Source organism: Virgibacillus sp. NKC19-16, from assembly GCF_021560035.1.
GTDB classification, from domain to species: Bacteria; Bacillota; Bacilli; order Bacillales; family Amphibacillaceae; genus Virgibacillus_L; species Virgibacillus_L salidurans.
Map to the genome: position 1 here is coordinate 400098 of NZ_CP074373.1, position 19590 is coordinate 419687.

20 protein-coding genes are annotated in these 19590 nt (G+C 40.8%); 11 read left to right on the plus strand and 9 right to left on the minus strand.

All coding sequences use genetic code 11. The annotated features are described in order from the left end of the window. The first annotated feature begins 53 nt into the window (after window positions 1-53). From KFZ58_RS02195 to KFZ58_RS02215, 5 genes are all read left to right on the plus strand, one after another. Complete coding sequence (locus KFZ58_RS02195; RefSeq protein ID WP_370642396.1) at window positions 54-578, plus strand: hypothetical protein; 525 nt, start codon at window positions 54-56, stop codon at window positions 576-578. Between the two features lie 133 nt (window positions 579-711). Further along, window positions 712-1260 (plus strand): LemA family protein, encoded by a 549-nt coding sequence (locus tag KFZ58_RS02200; protein WP_235793238.1) that lies wholly within the window; start codon window positions 712-714, stop codon window positions 1258-1260. Between the two features lie 12 nt (window positions 1261-1272). After that, the gene (htpX, locus tag KFZ58_RS02205; protein ID WP_235793239.1) at window positions 1273-2160 is read left to right on the plus strand and encodes a zinc metalloprotease HtpX; all 888 of its coding nucleotides are present in this window, start codon (window positions 1273-1275) and stop codon (window positions 2158-2160) included. A gap of 15 nt (window positions 2161-2175) precedes the next feature. Beyond that, complete coding sequence (locus KFZ58_RS02210) at window positions 2176-3372, plus strand: class I SAM-dependent rRNA methyltransferase (protein WP_235793240.1); 1197 nt, start codon at window positions 2176-2178, stop codon at window positions 3370-3372. Between the two features lie 27 nt (window positions 3373-3399). Further along, window positions 3400-4080 carry a uracil-DNA glycosylase gene (locus KFZ58_RS02215; protein WP_235793241.1) on the plus strand — a complete coding sequence of 227 codons (681 nt, stop codon included), beginning with the start codon at window positions 3400-3402 and terminating at the stop codon, window positions 4078-4080. Between the two features lie 24 nt (window positions 4081-4104). On the opposite strand, the gene thrB is transcribed toward KFZ58_RS02215, so the two are convergent. From thrB to KFZ58_RS02230, 3 genes are read right to left on the minus strand one after another with little or no spacing between them, the layout of a single operon-like run. Continuing rightward, window positions 4105-5019, minus strand: coding sequence for a homoserine kinase (thrB, locus tag KFZ58_RS02220; RefSeq protein WP_235793242.1), 915 nt, complete (start codon window positions 5017-5019; stop codon window positions 4105-4107). Then, complete coding sequence (gene thrC, locus KFZ58_RS02225; RefSeq protein WP_235793243.1) at window positions 5016-6074, minus strand: threonine synthase; 1059 nt, start codon at window positions 6072-6074, stop codon at window positions 5016-5018. Before thrC ends, thrB begins: the two co-directional genes overlap by 4 nt. Continuing rightward, window positions 6046-7371 carry a homoserine dehydrogenase gene (locus KFZ58_RS02230; protein ID WP_235793244.1) on the minus strand — a complete coding sequence of 442 codons (1326 nt, stop codon included), beginning with the start codon at window positions 7369-7371 and terminating at the stop codon, window positions 6046-6048. The genes thrC and KFZ58_RS02230 overlap by 29 nt, the downstream gene beginning before the upstream one ends. A gap of 283 nt (window positions 7372-7654) precedes the next feature. Between KFZ58_RS02230 and KFZ58_RS02235 the strand changes: the two genes are divergently transcribed. Then, window positions 7655-7804 (plus strand): hypothetical protein, encoded by a 150-nt coding sequence (locus KFZ58_RS02235; protein ID WP_235793245.1) that lies wholly within the window; start codon window positions 7655-7657, stop codon window positions 7802-7804. 332 nt (window positions 7805-8136) lie between these two features. Beyond that, the gene (locus KFZ58_RS02240) at window positions 8137-8769 is read left to right on the plus strand and encodes a DUF1269 domain-containing protein (RefSeq protein ID WP_235793246.1); all 633 of its coding nucleotides are present in this window, start codon (window positions 8137-8139) and stop codon (window positions 8767-8769) included. A gap of 150 nt (window positions 8770-8919) precedes the next feature. Here KFZ58_RS02240 and KFZ58_RS02245 read toward each other — a convergent pair whose 3' ends face one another. Continuing rightward, window positions 8920-10074, minus strand: coding sequence for an MFS transporter (locus KFZ58_RS02245; RefSeq protein WP_235793247.1), 1155 nt, complete (start codon window positions 10072-10074; stop codon window positions 8920-8922). Window positions 10075-10268: 194 nt separating this feature from the next. Between KFZ58_RS02245 and KFZ58_RS02250 the strand changes: the two genes are divergently transcribed. The 3 genes from KFZ58_RS02250 (at window position 10269) to KFZ58_RS02260 (ending at window position 15254) form a co-directional block, all read left to right on the plus strand. Next, window positions 10269-11087 (plus strand): squalene/phytoene synthase family protein, encoded by an 819-nt coding sequence (locus KFZ58_RS02250; RefSeq protein ID WP_235793248.1) that lies wholly within the window; start codon window positions 10269-10271, stop codon window positions 11085-11087. Between the two features lie 327 nt (window positions 11088-11414). Continuing rightward, window positions 11415-12971 carry a BCCT family transporter gene (locus tag KFZ58_RS02255; RefSeq protein WP_235793249.1) on the plus strand — a complete coding sequence of 519 codons (1557 nt, stop codon included), beginning with the start codon at window positions 11415-11417 and terminating at the stop codon, window positions 12969-12971. A 336-nt stretch (window positions 12972-13307) separates the two neighbouring features. After that, complete coding sequence (locus KFZ58_RS02260) at window positions 13308-15254, plus strand: FUSC family protein (RefSeq protein WP_235793250.1); 1947 nt, start codon at window positions 13308-13310, stop codon at window positions 15252-15254. A gap of 82 nt (window positions 15255-15336) precedes the next feature. Here KFZ58_RS02260 and KFZ58_RS02265 read toward each other — a convergent pair whose 3' ends face one another. Next, on the minus strand, window positions 15337-15747 hold the full coding sequence (locus KFZ58_RS02265; protein ID WP_235793251.1) for a hypothetical protein: 411 nt from the start codon (window positions 15745-15747) through the stop codon (window positions 15337-15339). 197 nt (window positions 15748-15944) lie between these two features. Between KFZ58_RS02265 and KFZ58_RS02270 the strand changes: the two genes are divergently transcribed. After that, the gene (locus tag KFZ58_RS02270) at window positions 15945-16685 is read left to right on the plus strand and encodes a MerR family transcriptional regulator (protein ID WP_235793252.1); all 741 of its coding nucleotides are present in this window, start codon (window positions 15945-15947) and stop codon (window positions 16683-16685) included. A 106-nt stretch (window positions 16686-16791) separates the two neighbouring features. On the opposite strand, the gene thiE is transcribed toward KFZ58_RS02270, so the two are convergent. From thiE to thiW, 4 genes are read right to left on the minus strand one after another with little or no spacing between them, the layout of a single operon-like run. Next, window positions 16792-17415: a thiamine phosphate synthase gene (gene thiE, locus KFZ58_RS02275; protein ID WP_235793253.1), complete on the minus strand. Its 624-nt coding sequence runs from the start codon at window positions 17413-17415 to the stop codon at window positions 16792-16794. Between the two features lie 3 nt (window positions 17416-17418). Then, window positions 17419-18189: a hydroxyethylthiazole kinase gene (gene thiM / locus KFZ58_RS02280; protein WP_235793254.1), complete on the minus strand. Its 771-nt coding sequence runs from the start codon at window positions 18187-18189 to the stop codon at window positions 17419-17421. Continuing rightward, a complete protein-coding gene (thiD, locus tag KFZ58_RS02285; protein WP_235793255.1) occupies window positions 18186-18992 on the minus strand; it encodes a bifunctional hydroxymethylpyrimidine kinase/phosphomethylpyrimidine kinase in 807 nt (268 codons plus the stop codon). Before thiD ends, thiM begins: the two co-directional genes overlap by 4 nt. A gap of 55 nt (window positions 18993-19047) precedes the next feature. Further along, the gene (gene thiW, locus KFZ58_RS02290; RefSeq protein WP_235793256.1) at window positions 19048-19533 is read right to left on the minus strand and encodes an energy coupling factor transporter S component ThiW; all 486 of its coding nucleotides are present in this window, start codon (window positions 19531-19533) and stop codon (window positions 19048-19050) included. Window positions 19534-19590 lie beyond the last annotated feature (57 nt).

A 19590-nucleotide genomic window follows, 5' to 3' on the forward strand; every position in this document is an offset into this window, starting at 1 on the left:
ATGCTAGGCACTCCCATATACTACTAAAGATTTGTATTTTGGGAGGAATAAGAATGAATCATGAATTTCATATGTTTGTCGAGAAAATAATAGCAAATTGGTCCGAGCAACAGCGAGAAGGTGCTAAGAAAATAATAAATAAATACGGATTACCACAAGAAGCTATCGCAAGCAGATTAATTTGGTATGATAATTATCCTTGGAAGAAAACCATTGTCCATCGGGACGCGGTACCACATAACTTTCCGACACCACATCCGGATTTTCTAGAACAAACCATTAATTATAGGGCCCCGCTGGATGCTTTTGATGCAATTGCCTATTATGACGGCAGCTGCTACCCTGATCGAACGAAGGGGGAAGTCACTGCCATTTGTGATAAAGAAGAGATGAATATGTTATCGATAAATCTGTTTCATGATATCGTGACACGAAAAAGAACGGTTGAAGAAGCAAGAGTATGCATGATTGAGATGGGGGCGGACTTTTTGCTTTATGATATTTCCTCGCCATATATGGAGCAATTCCTTTTCCCACAGCAATATCATACGGAAGATCCTGATAAGGGATATTTTTAATTCTCTATAGTATTGGGATAAAAGCCGGATTCGGACTTCAGTTCCGCATCCGGCTTATCTATTAGTGCATTTAGCAAGCATACTTATGTTATACTAAACGGAAAACACGCTGTGAAGAAGGAGGATGTAACGCATGGTACTGACAATCATTGTGATCGCGATTATTGCTATTATAGCAATATTTCTTATGACATCTTATAATGGCTTGGTAAAATACCGAAACTGGGTACAAGAAGCCTGGAGTCAGATTGATGTTCAATTAAAGAGACGTCACGATTTGATCCCAAATCTGGTGAATACGGTTAAAGGTTATGCTGAACATGAACGAGAAACCCTAGAGGGGGTTGTGGAAGCACGAAGCCAATTGGTTAATGGTTCGCCACAGGAAAGAATAGATGCAGATAACCAAATAGAGGGGGCATTAAAATCTATTTTTGCCTTGTCGGAATCGTATCCGGATCTAAAAGCGAATGAGAACTTTCTAAATCTGCAAGAACAGTTAACGACAACAGAAAACAAGGTCGCCTATTCTCGCCAACTGTACAATAAAACGGTAGCTGACTATAACATTAAGTTACAATCATTTCCAACCAATATAATGGCAAGTATGTTTAATTTTAAACAAGAGGATCTCTTATCTATACCGGAAGAAGAAAGAGAAGTACCAGACGTGAGTTTCTAATGGGGGAATATTATGCTGTACCAACAAATTAGAGATAATAAACGGAAAACGATATTGCTTGTTGTCCTGTTCAGTGTGCTCGTTTTAGTAGTTGGCTGGGCAATCGGCTATTTATTTAATAATGATTGGGTATCAGGGATTGTTATCACGCTAATTGTGCTTGCGATCTATATACCGATCACATTGAAGACAGCCGGCTCACAAGTCCTGAATATGTCCGGGTCAAAAGAAATTCAAAGGGAGGATCATCCACAGCTCTTTGGGGTGGTTGAAGAGCTATCTTTGGCTGCGCGTATACCAATGCCAAAGGTTTATATTGTGAATGACCCGGCCCCGAATGCCTTTGCTACAGGAATAAAACCGGAAAAAGGAGCAGTTGCTTTCACGACTGGTCTACTCGATAGACTGAACCGCGAAGAATTGTCAGGAGTCGCTGCTCACGAAATCGCACATATTCGTAATTATGACATTCGTCTGATGACGATTAGTGTGGCCCTTGTTGGTGTCATTGTCCTTGTCGCGAATATTGGTTCGCGTATGATGCTTTTTGGAGGTGGCAGGAGAGGTGGCAATAATAAGAACAACCCGATCATAATGATTCTGGCAATTCTTTTAGTCATTCTTGCTCCGCTTGCTGCTCAATTTGTAAAGCTCGCTGTCTCGAGAAATCGTGAATATTTAGCAGACGCGTCCGCAGTAGAATTGACCCGTAATCCCAAGGGGCTCATTAAAGCTTTAAGGAAAATCAGTCAAGATCCAAATGATGTAAAAGATGCAAAAGAAGCCACCGCATCCATGTATATTTCCTACCCATTTAAAAAGAAACGTAAGAAAAAAAGTGCCTTATGGTCAACCCATCCTCCCATGGAAAGTCGTATCGAACAATTGCAAAATATGTAGCCAAAGGATGAAAATATGAATGTACCAATTGAATTAAAAGTGAAGCCGAAATATATAACACAATATAAAAATAAATATCCTTTAATCAGCAAAGATGCGATTTTGAATCCGGATGTGCTAGAACGTGAAGGAAGCATTGTGCATTTAGTCGGCGATAATAACCAGTTCGTTGCAAAAGGCTATTATGGAAAACAGAATAAAGGCATCGGCTGGGTGTTAACACATAAAAAAGGCGAAAGAATAGATTTTCCCTTTTTTAAAACGAAAATCTCAGAAGCAATAAACAAGAGACAAGCTTTCTATGAGGATGAAAGTACTAATGCATTCCGTGTTTTTAATGGAGAAGGCGATGGGATCGGTGGTCTGACGATTGATTGCTTTGCTGGATATTATTTGATTAATTGGTACAGTGAGGGAATCTATACTTTCAAGGATCAGGTCATTCGTGTGTTAGATGAACTTATAAAATACCAGGCCATTTACGAGAAGAAACGCTTTGATACAAAAGGAAAGTATATTAACGATGATGATTTTGTAAAAGGCATGCGTGGTGAATTTCCTGTTATTGTAAAAGAAAATGGCATGAATTATGCAGTTCACTTAAATGATGGTGCGATGGTAGGAATTTTCCTTGACCAGCGTGATGTGAGAGAAGCAATAAGCATAAAGTATGCTGATGGAAAAAAGGTCCTTAACACCTTTTCATATACCGGGGCTTTTTCCGTAGCGGCAGCACTTGGTGGTGCCGAAAAAACGACAAGTATTGATTTGGCAAAACGGAGTAAAAGTAAGACGATCGAGCAGTTCAGTGTTAATGGAATCGATTATGAAAAGCAGGATATCATCGTGATGGATGTCTTTGACTACTTTAAATATGCAACTCGGCATAACATGAAATTCGATATGGTAATCCTTGATCCACCAAGCTTTGCACGGTCCAAAAAGCGTACATTCAGTGCTGCTAAAAACTATCCTGAATTGATTAAAGATTCGATTTCGATTACAGAGAAGAACGGTATCATCATTGCGTCTACGAATAATTCGTCATTCGGTATGAAGAAATTTAAAGGCTTTGTCGCGGATGCGTTTCGGGAGATGAATACGAAATATGCAATACTGGAGGAATTTTCGTTGCCGGAGGATTTTCATGTAGATCGGAATTTTCCACAGGGGAATTATTTGAAGGTGTTGGTTGTGAGGAAGACAGATTAAGCTTTAAAACTAGGGGGAGGTTTTGATATGGCTATATTAACGAATGACTGGGCTCCCAAGATGGAAAAGGAATTCCAAAAAGATTATTACCTGCAGCTACGTTCCTTTTTGAAAGAAGAATACCAAATGTATACTGTCTACCCGCATATGAATAATATTTTCAACGCGCTTCATTATACTGCTTACGAAAATACAAAAGTAGTAATTCTCGGACAGGATCCATATCATGGGCCGAATCAGGCTCACGGATTAAGTTTCTCCGTTAAACCAGGGGTAAAAACCCCGCCTTCACTAAAAAATATATATAAGGAACTTCAAGCTGATATGGGCGTACCAATTCCAAGTCATGGCTGTCTAATAAACTGGGCAAAACAAGGTGTACTTCTACTAAATACGGTATTGACTGTTAGGGGAGGACAAGCCAATTCTCATAAAGGGAAGGGCTGGGAGCACTTTACCAATGAGGTGATTCGCCAGGTTAATGCAAAAGAGGAGCCGGTCGTGTTTTTCCTCTGGGGTAGAAATGCGCAGGCAAAAGAGGAGTTAATTACTGCCCCCCATCATCATATTATTAAATCCCCTCATCCCAGTCCATTTTCAGCGAACAAGGGATTTTTTGGAAGTAGGCCTTTCTCGCGCGCAAACCAATTTTTAAGAGAAGCAGGTCGCCCGGAAATTGATTGGTCCATTTCTGATAAGCAAGAATAAAGGTCCAAAAAAGACAGCTGCATGTTATTCTGCAGCTGTCTTTTCACTACTCAAAACCTCAAGTCCATTCCTGTCCATTTCTAGTGCTGTAACCTGATAACCCTCAAGCAATGTTTGCATATGTTTAGCAATAGCCTTGCCCTCACCCCTTGGCGCAAAGGAAACCATCGTAGGACCTGCGCCACTGATCACTGTTCCGTACGCACCGTAGACTTTAGCTTCTTCCTTAATTTCATGATAACGGGGGATGAGTTCAGACCGATATGGTTCATGAAATAAATCTGCTTCCATCATTTTACCGGCTCGCTCGTAGTCGCCTGATAGTAGGGAAGCGATGAGGAGATTGCTTATACTACTTGCTGTAATGGCGCTCTCCCTTGAAAAATGCTCCGGAAGAGCTTTTCTTGCTGCTTCTGTTTTTAGTTCGAAATTAGGAATATATCCAACTATATCAACATCAAGCTCGGGTATTTTCATCCAATCAACTTCATTTTCAGATAATTCTGCTGTGACAGTGCAGCCTCCCAATAACGCTGGCGCTATGTTGTCCGGATGTCCTTCCCACTCCGTTCCGTATAGGAGTTTTTCTTCCTGAGAAAGAGAGAGATCGCATACTTGATTGGCCAATTCAATTCCTGCAATAACAGCTGATGCACTGCTACCAAACCCCCGTGCCAAAGGAATGTCGCTCGTGACGATAATGTTGCAGGCTGGAAGCACTTTGTCATGGCGCTTGGCTGTTTGCTCGGCAACTTGGTAAATTAAATTATCTTCAACATATGTAGTTGCGGGTAGGAAATGGGAGCGGGTTTCGAGCTCCCATTGTTCAGCCTCCGTCACTTCCAATGTTAAATAAAGATTTAGTGCAATGCCTGCTGAGTCAAATGCTGGTCCTAAATTTGCAGAGCTTGCTGGTACAGTGATGGTGAAATTTTTCATGCTTCCACCTTGTTTTCTAAATAATCCATCACGGCTTTTTCATCATTTGGTAGTGTTACAGGATCTATCTCCAGTTGGTCGATGGCTGTCTGTGGATCCTTTAATCCATTTCCAGTAAGTACTGCTACAACCTTACTTCCCTTTTCGATGTTGCCCTTTTCAAGTTGCTGGATAAGGCCTGCAATCGAAGCAGAGGAACCTGGCTCTGCAAAAACACCTTCTTTTCTTGCTAGAAGTTTAAAAGCATTTGCTATTTCTTCATCCGAAACAGCGTTAATCTTTCCATTTGATTCGTCTCTAGCGTTAACCGCGAGTTCCCAGCTTGCCGGATTTCCGATACGGATAGCTGTTGCGATTGTTTCCGGATTAGGAAATACATTATTGTTTACAATGGCTGCAGCACCTTCTGCTTCAAAACCGAACATTTTCGGAAGTCCTGTTTGCTTTTCTTGATGATATTCCTTGAACCCTTTCCAATAGGCACTGATATTCCCTGCATTGCCGACTGGGATAGCGAGTATGTCAGGAGCTGACCCAAGCTGATCACAAACTTCAAATGCTGCTGTTTTTTGCCCTTCCAAGCGGTATGGGTTCACAGAGTTAACGAGTGTAATGGAAGATTTTTCACTTAACTTCCGGACTATCTTTAAGGCTTCGTCAAAATTCCCTTCGATCTCAACGATTTCAGCACCGTACATTACCGCCTGGGCTAGTTTGCCGAGTGCGATTTTCCCTTTTGGAATGACAATAATTGCTTTGAGTCCTGCTCTTGCGGCATATGCCGCTGCTGAGGCAGAGGTATTACCAGTTGATGCACAAATAACCGATTTGCTTCCTTCCTCCATTGCTTTTGCAACGGCTACGACCATTCCTCTGTCTTTAAATGAACCTGTTGGATTAACACCTTCCACTTTCCCGTACAGCTCTATCCCTAATTCCGCTGATAAAGCTGGAAAATGAATAAGTGGTGTATTTCCTTCCTGTAGGGATAGTTCGGGTGTCTCTTTTGTAACAGGAAGATTTGATTTATAGTGTTTCAGTAGTCCCGGCCACATGCTCAACATCTCCTTCGACTTTATAATAGCTTTTGACATCCAGTACATCACGTAATTGATGAAGCTGGTTTAACGCTTGATTAAAATTCCCTAACGATGTTTGATGTGTCACCAAAACGATTTCTGCTACTTCATGTTTCTTAATCGGATTTTGTAAAATACGCTTAAAACTGATGTCGAGTTCATGGAATAGGGAAGAAATATTGGAAAATACACCTGCTTCGTCCTTAACATGCAATCTCATATAATACTGTCCAAAGCGATGGTCCGGTGTTTTTAATTCCTTTTTAAATTGAGGCTCCGTGACGGATTTTCCGTTTACACCTAACCGAACATTTCGAATGACTTCAACTACATCAGACATGACAGCAGTAGCCGTTGGCAGGCTCCCTGCGCCTGGGCCGTAAAACATTGTCTCGCCGACAGCTTCACCATATACATATACGGCGTTGTATTCATTTTTTACATCTGCTAAAGGATGTTCTTTAGATAGAAGTGTTGGCTCTACACTTACTTCCACTTCCTTGTCGTGGCATTTTGCAAAACCGATTAATTTCATCGTGTAGCCAAGTTGATCCCCATATTGCAGATCTTCTAACGCAAGATTTTTAATCCCGGAGACTTCTACTTCTTCCAGTTCGATATCAGTGGAAAAGGCAAGTCTTCCCAAGATGGCCATTTTTCTGGCGGCATCTAAACCTTCTACGTCTGAAGTGGGGTCAGCTTCCGCAAATCCAAGTTCCTGCGCTTCTTGAAGGGCATCCTCATAAGACATACCTTCGTTGTCCATTTTTGTTAAAATATAATTCGTTGTTCCATTTACAATTCCCATAACTTGCTGAATGCGATCAGCTGAAAGCCCGCCGGTTATTCCTCTTAAAATGGGAATGCCTCCAGCGACACTTGCTTCATAAAAAAAGTCACATTTATTTTGACTTGCCGCGTCCTGAAGTTCGGGGCCATGTAAGGCAACCAAGTCTTTATTTGCGGTTACAACATGTTTTTTTGCTGAAAAAGCCTTCAAAATATGCTCTCTTGCCTCATCAATTCCGCCCATTACTTCAATAATAACATCGATTTCCGGGTCATTTAAAATAGCGTCCGGATTGGTGGTGATATGCGTATGATCTACATCCACAGCTCGAGACTTTTCAGGATCGCGTACTAAAATACTTTTTACATGAACTTCTGTTCCGAGTTGATGAATAAGTTTTGCTTGATAATTTTCAATAATTTGCACAACTCCTGACCCAACAACTCCAAAGCCTAATAGACCGACAGATATTTTATTTCCCAAACATACCACCTCATCATTTCTTTTTAACAGATAAAAACCAAGTTTTCTAATTAAAAATTTAGTTTTTTGTTTAATAGTCATTTAAACACGAAAAAAGAAGCATGGCAATAGATAAATATGAAGTATCATCTATAACATCGCTTACATTATAAAATTCTGGGTTTAGCTTTACTAAACTTTGCTATCGTACGTAAAAAAAGATAGATGAATTTTATAGGAGAAGGCTTATTCGAAATTTGATTGAATACACTACTGTAAAGAATAAAATAGTGGGGTGTAGATGATGAACTATAACAATGCGGGCATTGCTTTTGTTGGATGTATCCTTCTTGGGTCAGGGATTGGTATGTTGTTCGGTAATGTAGCTGCATGGGCAGCAATTGGCGTAGGGGGAGGGCTTATCTCCTTGGCTGTTCTTAGTAGAAGGTCGTAATAGGACGCAAGACTGGCAGAAGATATTTTCTTTAAAATATACTCTGCCAGTCTGATATTAATGAATATGGTATGAAGGGGCATTATAAGCAGGGAAAAGATAGAACAAAGTGTAAGGTCCCATGCTCAACGCATTATGTACGAACGAAAAAAGCACAATAAATTGGTTTAAGGAGGCTTGTTTTCATTTGTTGAGAGCAAGCCTTGTAGTTTGAAGGATTCTCCCAATGACAGCAAGAAAGAACATAGCAATAAATGGCTTGAAATTGAAATATGACATGCATTCTTATAAAATTGGAATTGCCTAACAAAAAGAAACGGAGTTGTTACTAGTTGGAAAATATTATCGTAACCTATTTTAATGTAGAAAGCGAAGCGTTTCAGGCCCTGTCGGAAATTAAACACATGACAACGTATGAGGATCGCATACTTTTTTCCCAGGTTGCAGTACTGAAAAAGAATAATGGAGTCATCATTTCTAAGGATGGTTTTGATACAGGCAGAGTCACCTCTAATGATACTGTTAAAGGTGGGCTCATCGGTTCCTTGGTCGGCATTCTTGGCGGCCCGCTCGGCATTCTTCTCGGACTTGGTGTCGGTACCCTCACCGGCGCGGTTAAGGATTCCGGCGACCGTAAAGACGAAGTCAGTCTTATTTCTACCGTTACAAAGAGAATGCAGGAAGACGACGTTGCCATTGTAGCTGTGGTCCAGGAGGATGATGAAGAAGTCTATAACCGTGTGGTCGAAAATTATGACGCAATCAATGTCCGTTATGATGCCGGTCATATCGAAGAAGAAATTGAGCATGCAAAAGAAGTGGAAAGTCACCTTCGAGATCAGGCTGATAAAGAAATAAATGAAGAACGAACAGAAAAAAGAAATGAAAAACGGGAAGGGTTTAGAGAGAAAATCAAACGGGACTTTGAGGATATCAAATCCGGTTTTAAGAGAGATGATGAATAACGGCGAAAAGGCACACATTGCTTGTGTGCCTTTTATTAATACATACAGCAACACTGACAGCAGATTTTCGTGAAGGTTTTGATGTTGCCACCTAGCTGACACGGGACCAATCGCCATAAGTTGGAGGGCATTACTGACTCCTGGTTAGGTTTATGCATTTTCCTTGCTTCTACTTTTTGCCATGGAAATGAACACGGAGACAAGCGCAATAATCACGAACAACCCGCCGAAAATTGGAGTTACTTCAACGGAAGCTTGTTCAACTACGATACCACCAACAAAAGAACCAAATGCGATTCCGAAATGCAATGCCGAGTTGCTTAGGCTCTGTTGAATATCGGATGTTTCAGGGGAAGTTTCAATCAGGTAGCTTTGCATGGCTGGTGTGATTGCCCAGTTCCCCATCCCCCAAAAGACCAATGACACTAAGAATATCGGTAAAGCAAACGTTGTGTAGGTAATGGAAAAAATCGCTATGCCAAAAAGAACCATTGCTGTTAGAATCATACGTTTTGATCCAATTTGATCGGATAATGTACCACCAATCGCGCCTCCACTTACGGCAGCTATCCCGAAGATGAGGTAGATAACACTCACCCACGTACCTTCAAGTCCCATTGTCGTTTTGGCAAAAGGGGTTAGGTAGGTGTATAACGTTGCATGTCCTGCTAAGAACAGAAATGTGGTCAGGTGAGCAAAGAATATTTTCCGGTTTTTAAGTGTTGCTAACTGTTTTCGAAGCGGGACCGACGGTTTAGGAGCAACCTTTTCCATCAGGAAATATACACCAGTGATAGAAAAGAGTGTTAATACCGCAATGAATACAAACGGCGCTCGCCAGCCAAAGACATTTCCCAGCATCAATCCAATAGGAACACCTAGTACAAGCGAGCCACTGACTCCCATCGTGACGATTCCAATTGCACGTCCGCGATATGCCGGTTTGACAATATTAGCAGCCATGGTTAAACAAAGAATGATAAGCAGGGATCCACTCAACGCTGTAATGATTCGTCCCATAAAGAGTACGCTATACGAGGGACTAATAGCCGAGACAATATTCCCCAGTAAAAATACGAGTAAAGAAATTAATGTTAGTCGCTTCCGTTCTATTTTAGCTGTTACAATTAATAGGATTGGAGCTGCAATTGCGAAAATCAACGAAAAAATAGTGATTAAAAGTCCAGCCTGTCCGAGGCTCACATCTAAATCGACTGCAACTAAATCCAATATCCCACCAATAATTAATTCAACCATCCCAACAACAAACGAGACAATTGTCAGCAAATATACACGTTTATCCATAAAAAATAACTTCCCTCTTCTGGTAAATAAAATTACCTATCCAATATTAATCCTATTTGAAACGAAAGACAAGAAAAAATTCTCGCATATTCGACAAAATTCGGGGCGTGACAGGCACTCAACAAATAACAAGAAATAAGCTGCGTTTTTTGATATAATTAATATACTTACATAAAAGAAAGGGGAACGCCTCGTTGAATAATAACACGGATTTATATAAAGATGCCATGCGCGTATTAAAGCTCACGAGTAGAACGTTTTACATACCGATCAAATTATTGAAACCAACACTGAAGGAGACAGTAGGGTCGGCTTATTTATGCATGCGTGCAGTTGATGAAATCGAAGACCATGAGCAATTGGATTCTGAAACCAAGCAGCATTTATTACGGACAACCAGCGAATTACTGAAGACTGAATTTGATAAGGAGGCATACCGCCAATTAACAAAGCCATATGAATCTCTACTGCCAGAAGTTACATTAAGACTGGGAGATTGGATCGATTTTTGTCCTAGAGGATTTGTTGAAAAAATGAAAGAATCAACAAGTGTCATGGCTGATGGCATGGCGGATTGGGTAGAGAAAGACTGGCGCATTAAAACGAAAGCGGACTTGGATGATTACACGTATTACGTCGCAGGTTTAGTCGGTGTAATGTTGTCCGATGTTTGGCAGTGGCATGAGAATATAGAAACAGATAGAGAATTGGCTACCGGATATGGCAGAGGCTTACAAGCGGTTAACATTTTACGTAATCAGGGAGAAGACGCAGAACGTGGTGTTCGATTTGTTCCGGATAATTGGAATAGGGAGGACCTATTTGCCTATGCATCAAACAATTTAAAGCAAGGAGATAGGTACATAGAAAGTATCAATAATAAAAACGTTGTTGTTTTTTCTAAAATTCCATTAGAACTAGCAAAAAGAACACTAAAGACAATGCAAAATGGCAATGAAAAAATGACACGCCAGGAAGTAGAATCGACAGTGGATGAGATTATAAATGAATAAAAAGTGAAACACGGTTAGACTTTCTAACCGTGTTTTTTAGCATTAAGCCTAACGCGGTGTTTTCGATAATATATTCGTTTACTAATGCATATAGTAAATCTTACAGTAGTAAAGGTGGTGATCATTCGTTATTTTAAAAATTTGACTAGCTATTGGATTATTCCTATAATAATAAAATGTGTTACTTAATTGAGCAAGCCGGTGGTACTTGTCAATGGTTATTAAATGTACTGAGAAATAATAGTCATTTGCCATCCAACGGTCTTTAATGGCAAAGGAACACTAAATTATAGACACTTGCTCCTAAAACAAATTAGGAGGAAAAGCGTGAAATCAAAAAAGAAGGCACAACTAGATTGGCCGGTATTTATCGTAAGTGGTGGGTTTTTAATCGCATTTATCATTATATCATTGGTTAACAACGAAATGGTCTCAGATGCAGTAAACACGTTATTTGCTTATTCTTCAGATCTCTTTGGAGCATACTGGCAAATATTATTACTCGCAAATTTCTTCATTGGTCTGGGGTTGGCTATTTCAAGGTATGGAAAGGTGAAATTAGGGCATCAGGATAAGCCTAAATATAGCTATTTTGGCTGGGTTTCGATGATTTTAGTTACATTACTCGCGAGTGGTGGTGTGTTCTGGGCTGCTGCTGAACCAATGTACCATTATATGGATACTCCTCCATTATTTGGTGGTGGTGAGTTCAATAATATGAATGCAGCGTTAGCACAGTCATTCTTGCATTGGGGATTTACCGCCTGGGCAATACTTGGAACACTTGCTGTAGTTGTAATGATGTATGTCCATTACAGTAAGGGGTATCCCCTGAAGCCAAGAGGATTATTATATCCGATTTTTGGTGAAAAAATATATGGTAAAAGTGTGCTTGGATCATCAGCTGATATTTTTTCTATCATTGCAACAGTTGCCGGTACACTAGGGCCTTTAGGGTTCCTGGGTTTGCAGATATCCTATGGACTGAATCACCTGTTTGATGTGCCAAATACATTGACAGTTAGTATCATTGTTGTATTAGTACTTGTTGCGATCGCAGCAGTTTCAGCTGCTACAGGGGTGGATCGAGGAATTTACCATCTAAGTAATTACAATGTAAGGTTTACTATTTTATTGGCTATTGTTGTACTCATTATTGGACCTACGATGTTTATTATCGATGCATTTGTAGGTGGAACTGGCTTTCATTTGCAAAACTTCTTCACGATGAGTATGTATCGCGGAGACGAGGGCTGGCTTTCAGCATGGACGATCTTCTTCTGGGGATGGTTTATCGGCTATGCACCAATGCTGATAGTGTTCATTAGTCGAATTTCCCGAGGAAGGACGATTCGGGAATTAATTATTGCTGTTTCTATTGTCGCACCATTAGTTAATAACTTTTGGTTCTCTGTCGTAGGTGGAACAGGTGTATTTTTCGAAAGGGAAAATCCAGGGTCGATTTCAAATGCCTTGAATGAAGGTGGAATGCCGGCATCCGTAATGGCAATTACGGATCAGTTGCCAATGGGTACCATCATGGGATTAGGATTTTTACTCGTGTCGATCGTCTTTGTTGCAACTACAACGGACACCATGTCATATACAGTAGCTGCTACCCTCGAAGGGAATGATCATCCAAAAAGATGGTTGCGTGTATTCTGGGCGATAATTTTTGGCCTTACGACAGTCGTGATATTAACGATTGGAGAAGACAGTGTTTCATCGATCCAGAACTCGATCATTATAACAGCTGTTCCCGTATCGCTGCTACTACTACCGCCACTCTGGAATGCGCCGAGAGTAGCGAAAAAGATGGCGTTAGAACAGGGACTTATCTGGCAGCGGGAAATGCGGAAAAAAGTAAATAAATTTGATGATTAGCGAAGGCACTCATCCAGGGCTTGATTAGAAAGTAATTTAGCAAGGTAATTTGTATATTTATTTGGATAGGGATACAATAAGGAAGGGCTGATTTTTTGGAATCGGCTCTTTCTTATTTTTAATGAAAGCTGTTTTCTAAAAGATTGTCGCTTTTGACACAAAAGATATAAAGACGGCGCAGTGACAATTTTTGCAAACTGGTTGAGAGCAGGGATTCGCTACGGAAATACATTTCGCGCTCCTTAGGGTGGCGGTGAGCCCCCCTTGTGCTAGCACGCTGCGAAGATCTAAAAACAACAATACTTACGAAAAAGCATTAATGAAAGAGGAATTCGAATGAGTAAACAAGTAAAATATGCAGAATCAAATTCAAACCAGCTGTATAGCTTTTGGGTAACAATTAAACAAGCCTTTGAGATTAAAAAGAATCCATTGCCATGGAGTAAGGCTATTAGTGCAGGGTTTTGTATGGCGTTACCTGTTTTAATCGGTTTATTATTTGGGAACTTACAAAATGGCTTGTATGCTGGAATTGGTGGCTTTACATTTCTTTATATGTTTAACGAGCCTTATGCCCAACGAGCGAAAAAGCTGTTTTCTGTCATGGTTGGTCTTTCTGTTGCTGTAGGACTCGGCACATTGCTTGCACCTTACCCTTACGCCATAGCAGTCACAGTTGGATTAATTGGCGCCATTGTAACATTTATTTTCGGTGCATTGAAAATCCCCGGGCCAGCTGCTGTTTTCTTTGTGCTTGTTTTTTCAATGACATCAGCAATGGAAATAGATCCGTCGCTAGCAGCCTCTCGTGCTGGTCTCGTTTTACTCGGAGGGGCATTATCTTGGGTGGTTGCAATGTCCGGTTGGTTTTTAAACCCGCGTGGCCCCGAAATAAATGCGATGAAACGTGTTTATGGACAATTAGCCTTACTAATTGATGCCATTGGCACTGAAAATTTTAGCACGGAAAGACAAAATACATTACAAAAATTAAAGGATGCAGAGAACGTTTTAATGTCCGGATATATTTCTTGGGATAGATCCCCTTTATACAAGCAGTTATATTTATTGTACGGGCAGGCTAATAGGATATTTTCCGAGGTCATTGAATTTTATGCTTCGAGTAATAAAAAGCTTCCACAACAAGTAGGGGACTCTGTACGAAGGATCACCAATTCCATTGGCAAAAAGGCATCTATTGACATAAATTTAGAAGAACCAGATGAAATGATTTATCGGTTAGTAAGAAATATAAAAGGAGTACAGGACATAATAAATCAATCAAACGGAAGTATGGAGAGAGATGTCCATATTTCAAAGCCGCGGGTAAATACTGTTTTGAGTGGCAACCTTCATAAAAATTCAATCGTATTTCTTTCTGCTATCAGATATGGGGTTATCCTTATGATTGCTGCATTAGTCGCCTTTTCGTTTGAATTTGACCGCTCTTATTGGATACCACTGTCGTGTGCAGCTGTTATGTTAGGTTCTACGATTATGACTACCTTCCACCGTGCGATTCAACGTACAGTCGGAACAATTATAGGGATACTACTAGCAAGTATGCTCCTTTCAACACATCCTGATGGGTATCTAATTGTCATTATTATTTTGATTTTAACATTTATGACAGAGTTGTTTATTCCGCGAAATTATGCAATTGCATTATTTTTTATTACGCCAAATGCGATTTTTATGGCAGAAAATACAACACAGATATATAATGTGAGTTATTTTGCTACGGCGAGGATAACGGATATTTTCATTGGTTGCGCTATTGGCTTGGCAGGCACATTTATTATTGGAAGACGCTCAGCCTCCAGTCGTCTCCCGCATTTACTTTCTAAAACAATTCGGAGTCAGATACAATTTATGCTATTGCTGTTTTCTGAACAACGGTCTGATGCGGATATTGAAAAAAGTAGTGAAATGCTAAAAATGCGAACAAATTTAACGAATCTAAGCGTTGTTTATACAACGGCATTAGGTGAAATTCCGCGAGATAAGGACGCATTGGGTAAGCTCTGGCCTGTTATATTTTCGATTGAACAACTGGGCTATCTACTCGATGATGCATCCAAGAAGTCAGACCGTCCAACACTTCAGGACGCGGAATTAGCACAATTATTGTTCGTTTTTGAGATGATGGCAAAAGCTGCAAAGCAAAAGAAATCTCCGATCACGAGGTATGTACCCAAAATAAAAGGATTTCCACACATAGAAAAAGAAATTGCAGATTTGCAGGAAGCCCTGCAGGTGAAAGATAGAGTACCAGTTGTATAAAGAAGAGACCGTATAAATTCGATTACGGTCTCTTTTTAGCGTCTGTTTCCAATTCGACAAAATCCGGGTGGTGCCTGTCACTTTAATAGCATTGGAAGGCTTCAATTCTGTCTAAATCAATTCCGAAATAAACCCATCTAAATCCTTGCCAACGAAAACCTGCAATGGAATTCCTACCTACAAATGTTGGAAAAAACCAGAAGGCATCTCTTCTTAGCCATATATAGGTGAAACGGAACATACAACCGCGAATTCCCCCAGGATCCACTGCAAAGGTTTGGAATTGGGGCTGTTCCGGCGTAAAAGGTGGTGGCGGGGTATTAGGAGCGCCAGCTTGCCCTCCGCCAGGAATCCCGCCTGCTCCGGGAAATCCTCCTGGAGGTTGTTGTCCAGGAAACTGCTGCTGTCCTCCTGGTCCGAATAATTGCCCCCATAAAAATTGGGGAATATTAAATTGTCTCTGATCATCAAACGGTGGTCGATTATAATTCACCTGTTATTCCCTCCCTTATAAATTCGTTCCCTTTACTATATGGGTGATAGCTACAAATGGGGAATGATTTTTTGAAGAATAGGCGGGCTGGAAACAAATTAGGGGAAATTGGAGCTCCCTTATTTGTATTCCAATCGTGACTTGACTCTAACGTTACGTAATACTTTATAGTAATTCATGAAGGGAGGTAATCAGACTTGAAAGTAAAAGAAGTTGCTGATTTAGTCGGGATTAGTGTGCGCACACTTCATCATTATGATGAGATTGGATTATTAACCCCGGAAAATACGACGAAGTCCGGGTACCGGCTATATTCACAAGATGATCTCGAGACATTGCAACAGATCTTATTTTTTAGAGAACTTGGTTTCCCTTTGAAAAAAATCAAACAAATTATCAATAGACCATCATTTAACCAGCACGAGGCGCTTGAGCTTCATCGCAAAATGCTGCTTGAAAAAAGAAACAGACTGGATCATATGATTCAAACAATTGATAAAACAATCCGATATACGAAAGGAGAAATACAAATGAGTGATAAAGAAAAATTTGAAGGATTTGACTTCAGTCACAACCCATATGAACAGGAAGCACGCGAACGCTGGGGAGACAAAGCCGTTGAGGCATCCAATACGAAAGTAATTAATATGTCCAAAGACGAAAAAAATGCGTTTGAAGCAGAGTTTAATGCCATTTATCGAAAATTAGCAGAGATCCGCTACGAGCCTCCTGAATCAGATGTAGCTCAAGAGGAGATCAAAGCATGGTACGACTTCTTAAACAGAATAGGTAACTATTCGCTAGATGCTTTTAAAGGCCTCGGTCAAATGTATGTTGACGATGAACGTTTTACTAAAAATATCGACCAATTTGGCGATGGTTTAGCAGTGTTTATGCGTGATGCTATGGCTGTTTATGCAGATCGGAATAAAAAATAACTCCTTCTGTAATTACAATCGTTGAAAATCAAGATTTGGGGGCAAAACTAATTTAAAAATTTTTGCCCCTTTATACATAATAGATTCGATTATAGTTGTGATAGAACTATAGGGATTGAACTACTTCGTTTATATTTTTAGCCTTTGTAATTGCTGAAATAACCGAAACACCATCTGCTCCGGCTTCGATAACCGAAGCGGCATTCTTTAATGTAATACCACCAATTCCTACGATAGGTAGGCTTGGGAATTGCTCGCGTAATGCAGTAATCCATTCCTGACCAACAGCTTTCTTTGCATCAGCCTTTGAGCTTGTTGTAAAAACTGGACCGGCACCAACGTAATCGACTAAAGAGATCGGGCTACTGGTAACTTCATGTGAATTTGATACGGAAAGGCCGATGATTTTATCAGGGAAAAGCGCACGGATCATTTTTACCGATTGGTCGTTCTGGCCAACATGAATCCCGTCAGCATCTAAGGTTTTACCTAATTCAACATCATCATTCACGATGAAGGGAATCTGGTGCTCCCGGCAAATTTCACGCAATTGGTTTCCTAATTCCAGTTTTGCAATACCAGTCAATGAACCTTCACCCTTTTCACGGAATTGAAAGGCCGTTATTCCAGCTTTTGCAGCAGATTCCAGTATTTCTGCAGGATCATAATCACAATTTTGACTACCCATGATAAAATATTTACGTAAGCTTTGCTGTAATATAAATGACATTGGTTATCTCCTTTCAAGCGTTCCAGGCCCAAGTGAAAGTGCATCAATGAAGCGGGGCAAAAAGGTTCCAGATCCTCTCACTTCGTCATGTGAAGCGGCGTATTCAGCTGCTAACCCATAAAAATCGACTGCCGTTAAAACCTGTTCCTCGATCCGTTCGTCCGTTGTCAAACAGGCTGTTAAAATAGATCCCAATAAACAACCAGCGCCTGTTATTTTTTCTAAAAGTGGGTCACCAGTTTCATTGGAGATAACATCATTTCCAGTACAAATAATGTCTGTTTCTCCGGTTACGACAGCTGCCGTTTCATAGACTTCTGCAACCTTAACAGCAATTTCTTCAGCATTTCCATCCCCAACTGATTCAACACCTCTTGTTTCCCAGGGGATTTGTACAAGTTGGGCCATTTCACCTGCGTTTCCTTTGATTACGGTTGGCTTTACTTCTTCTAGGATTCTCTTAACGGCGGATTGGCGAAAAGAGGTGGCTGCAACTCCTACCGGGTCGAGTACTACTGGAATACCTTTTTCGCTTGCAGCTTTTCCAGCGAGAATCATTGCTGAAAGCTCAACGGATGTAAGTGTGCCAATATTAAGGAGAACCCCGTCGGCAGCAGAAGCCATTTCAGCAGCTTCTTCTTCTGCTTTTGCCATAACTGGTGCTCCACCAAAGGATAATAGACCGTTCGCTGTAAAATTCATGACAACCTGATTTGTCAGATGATGAATCAATGGACTATTTTCCCGTACCTCTTGAATAATGTTTGGATTCATTGTTTCACCGCCTCCTCTCTTGTTGCCCAATGATTGGTAGGACCGCTTCCGGAACCAAGTTCAAAGGAATGCTTAATTGCAGCTGTTACAAAATGTTTTGCTTTTTGAACAGCTTTCTGCAGTGGTATACCTTGACTTAAATAGGCTGTAATGGCAGCGGAATAGCTGCACCCTGTTCCATGTGTATTTTTTGTATCAATTCGATCAGCCGTAAAGGTGCTTATCGTCATGCCGTCATATAAAAAATCCACAGCTTTGCCAGACATATGGCCACCTTTAACAAGAGCTGCATCAGCACCGAAATCCTCAACAATTTTTTCCGCAGCCTGCTTCATGTCATCGGTTGTCTCAATTTTATCCCCGGTAATAAATTCAGCTTCCGGAATATTTGGTGTAACTAACGTTGTTAATGGCAAGAGGTTCTCACGTAAAAAATGACGCGAATCCTGATCGATCAGGGAGTCTCCACTTGTAGCAACCATAACCGGATCCATGACATAGAATGCATCCAGGTCTGAAACACGTTTTGCGATCACTTTCATCATGTCCTTATTTGCAATCATTCCTGTTTTAAATGCGTGAACCGGAATATCGGAAATCACGGAATCCAGCTGTTGTTCGATCATTTCAACGGGAAGATGGTGAACACGTTGGACGCCGGTTGTGTTTTGAGCAACAACAGAGGTAATTACAGACATGCCATAGCTTTTTAATTCCTGAAATGTTTTTAAGTCTGCTTGAATACCTGCCCCACCACTTGGATCTGTGCCAGCAATCGTAAATGCAGTTGGAATTTGTGTCATTTATAAATCCTCCTCTAATAGGTTTGAAAGTCTTAAAGCATAGTAGTTTCCTAGACTATATACGCACTAATTTTTCATAGTTTATCTTTGAAACAATAAACCAGCCAATCATTGCTCCAGTAATACTGCTCACTAGAAATGAAGGAACAAAGAATAATGCACCGACAGAACTTCCTATGAGAAGTTGAGCAAAAGGTACAGCAAATAGTGCACCAATGATCCCACTGCCAAATGCCTCACCAACTGTTGCCAACGCTCTTTTACCGAATTTTTGATAGAGATAACCGGCTAAAAAGGCTCCAACCATGCCGCCGGGGAATGCGAGTAATGTCCCGAGCCCCAGCATGTTCCTGAGCAGGCTGATCATAAAGGCGATAGCCACAGCCGGACCCGGGCCAAGTATGATGGCAGCCATGACGTTAATAGCATGCTGGACAGGGTATGCTCTTGCAACACCTGCGGGGAACCATAATAATTGTGCGGTAATGACTCCGATTGCTACGAAAACGGCCATCGTTGTCAGTAAGCGTGTTCGATTCATTAATTACCTCCTCTCAAGGGAGAGACCAAAAAAGCCAGATCCCGTGGGGGACCTGGC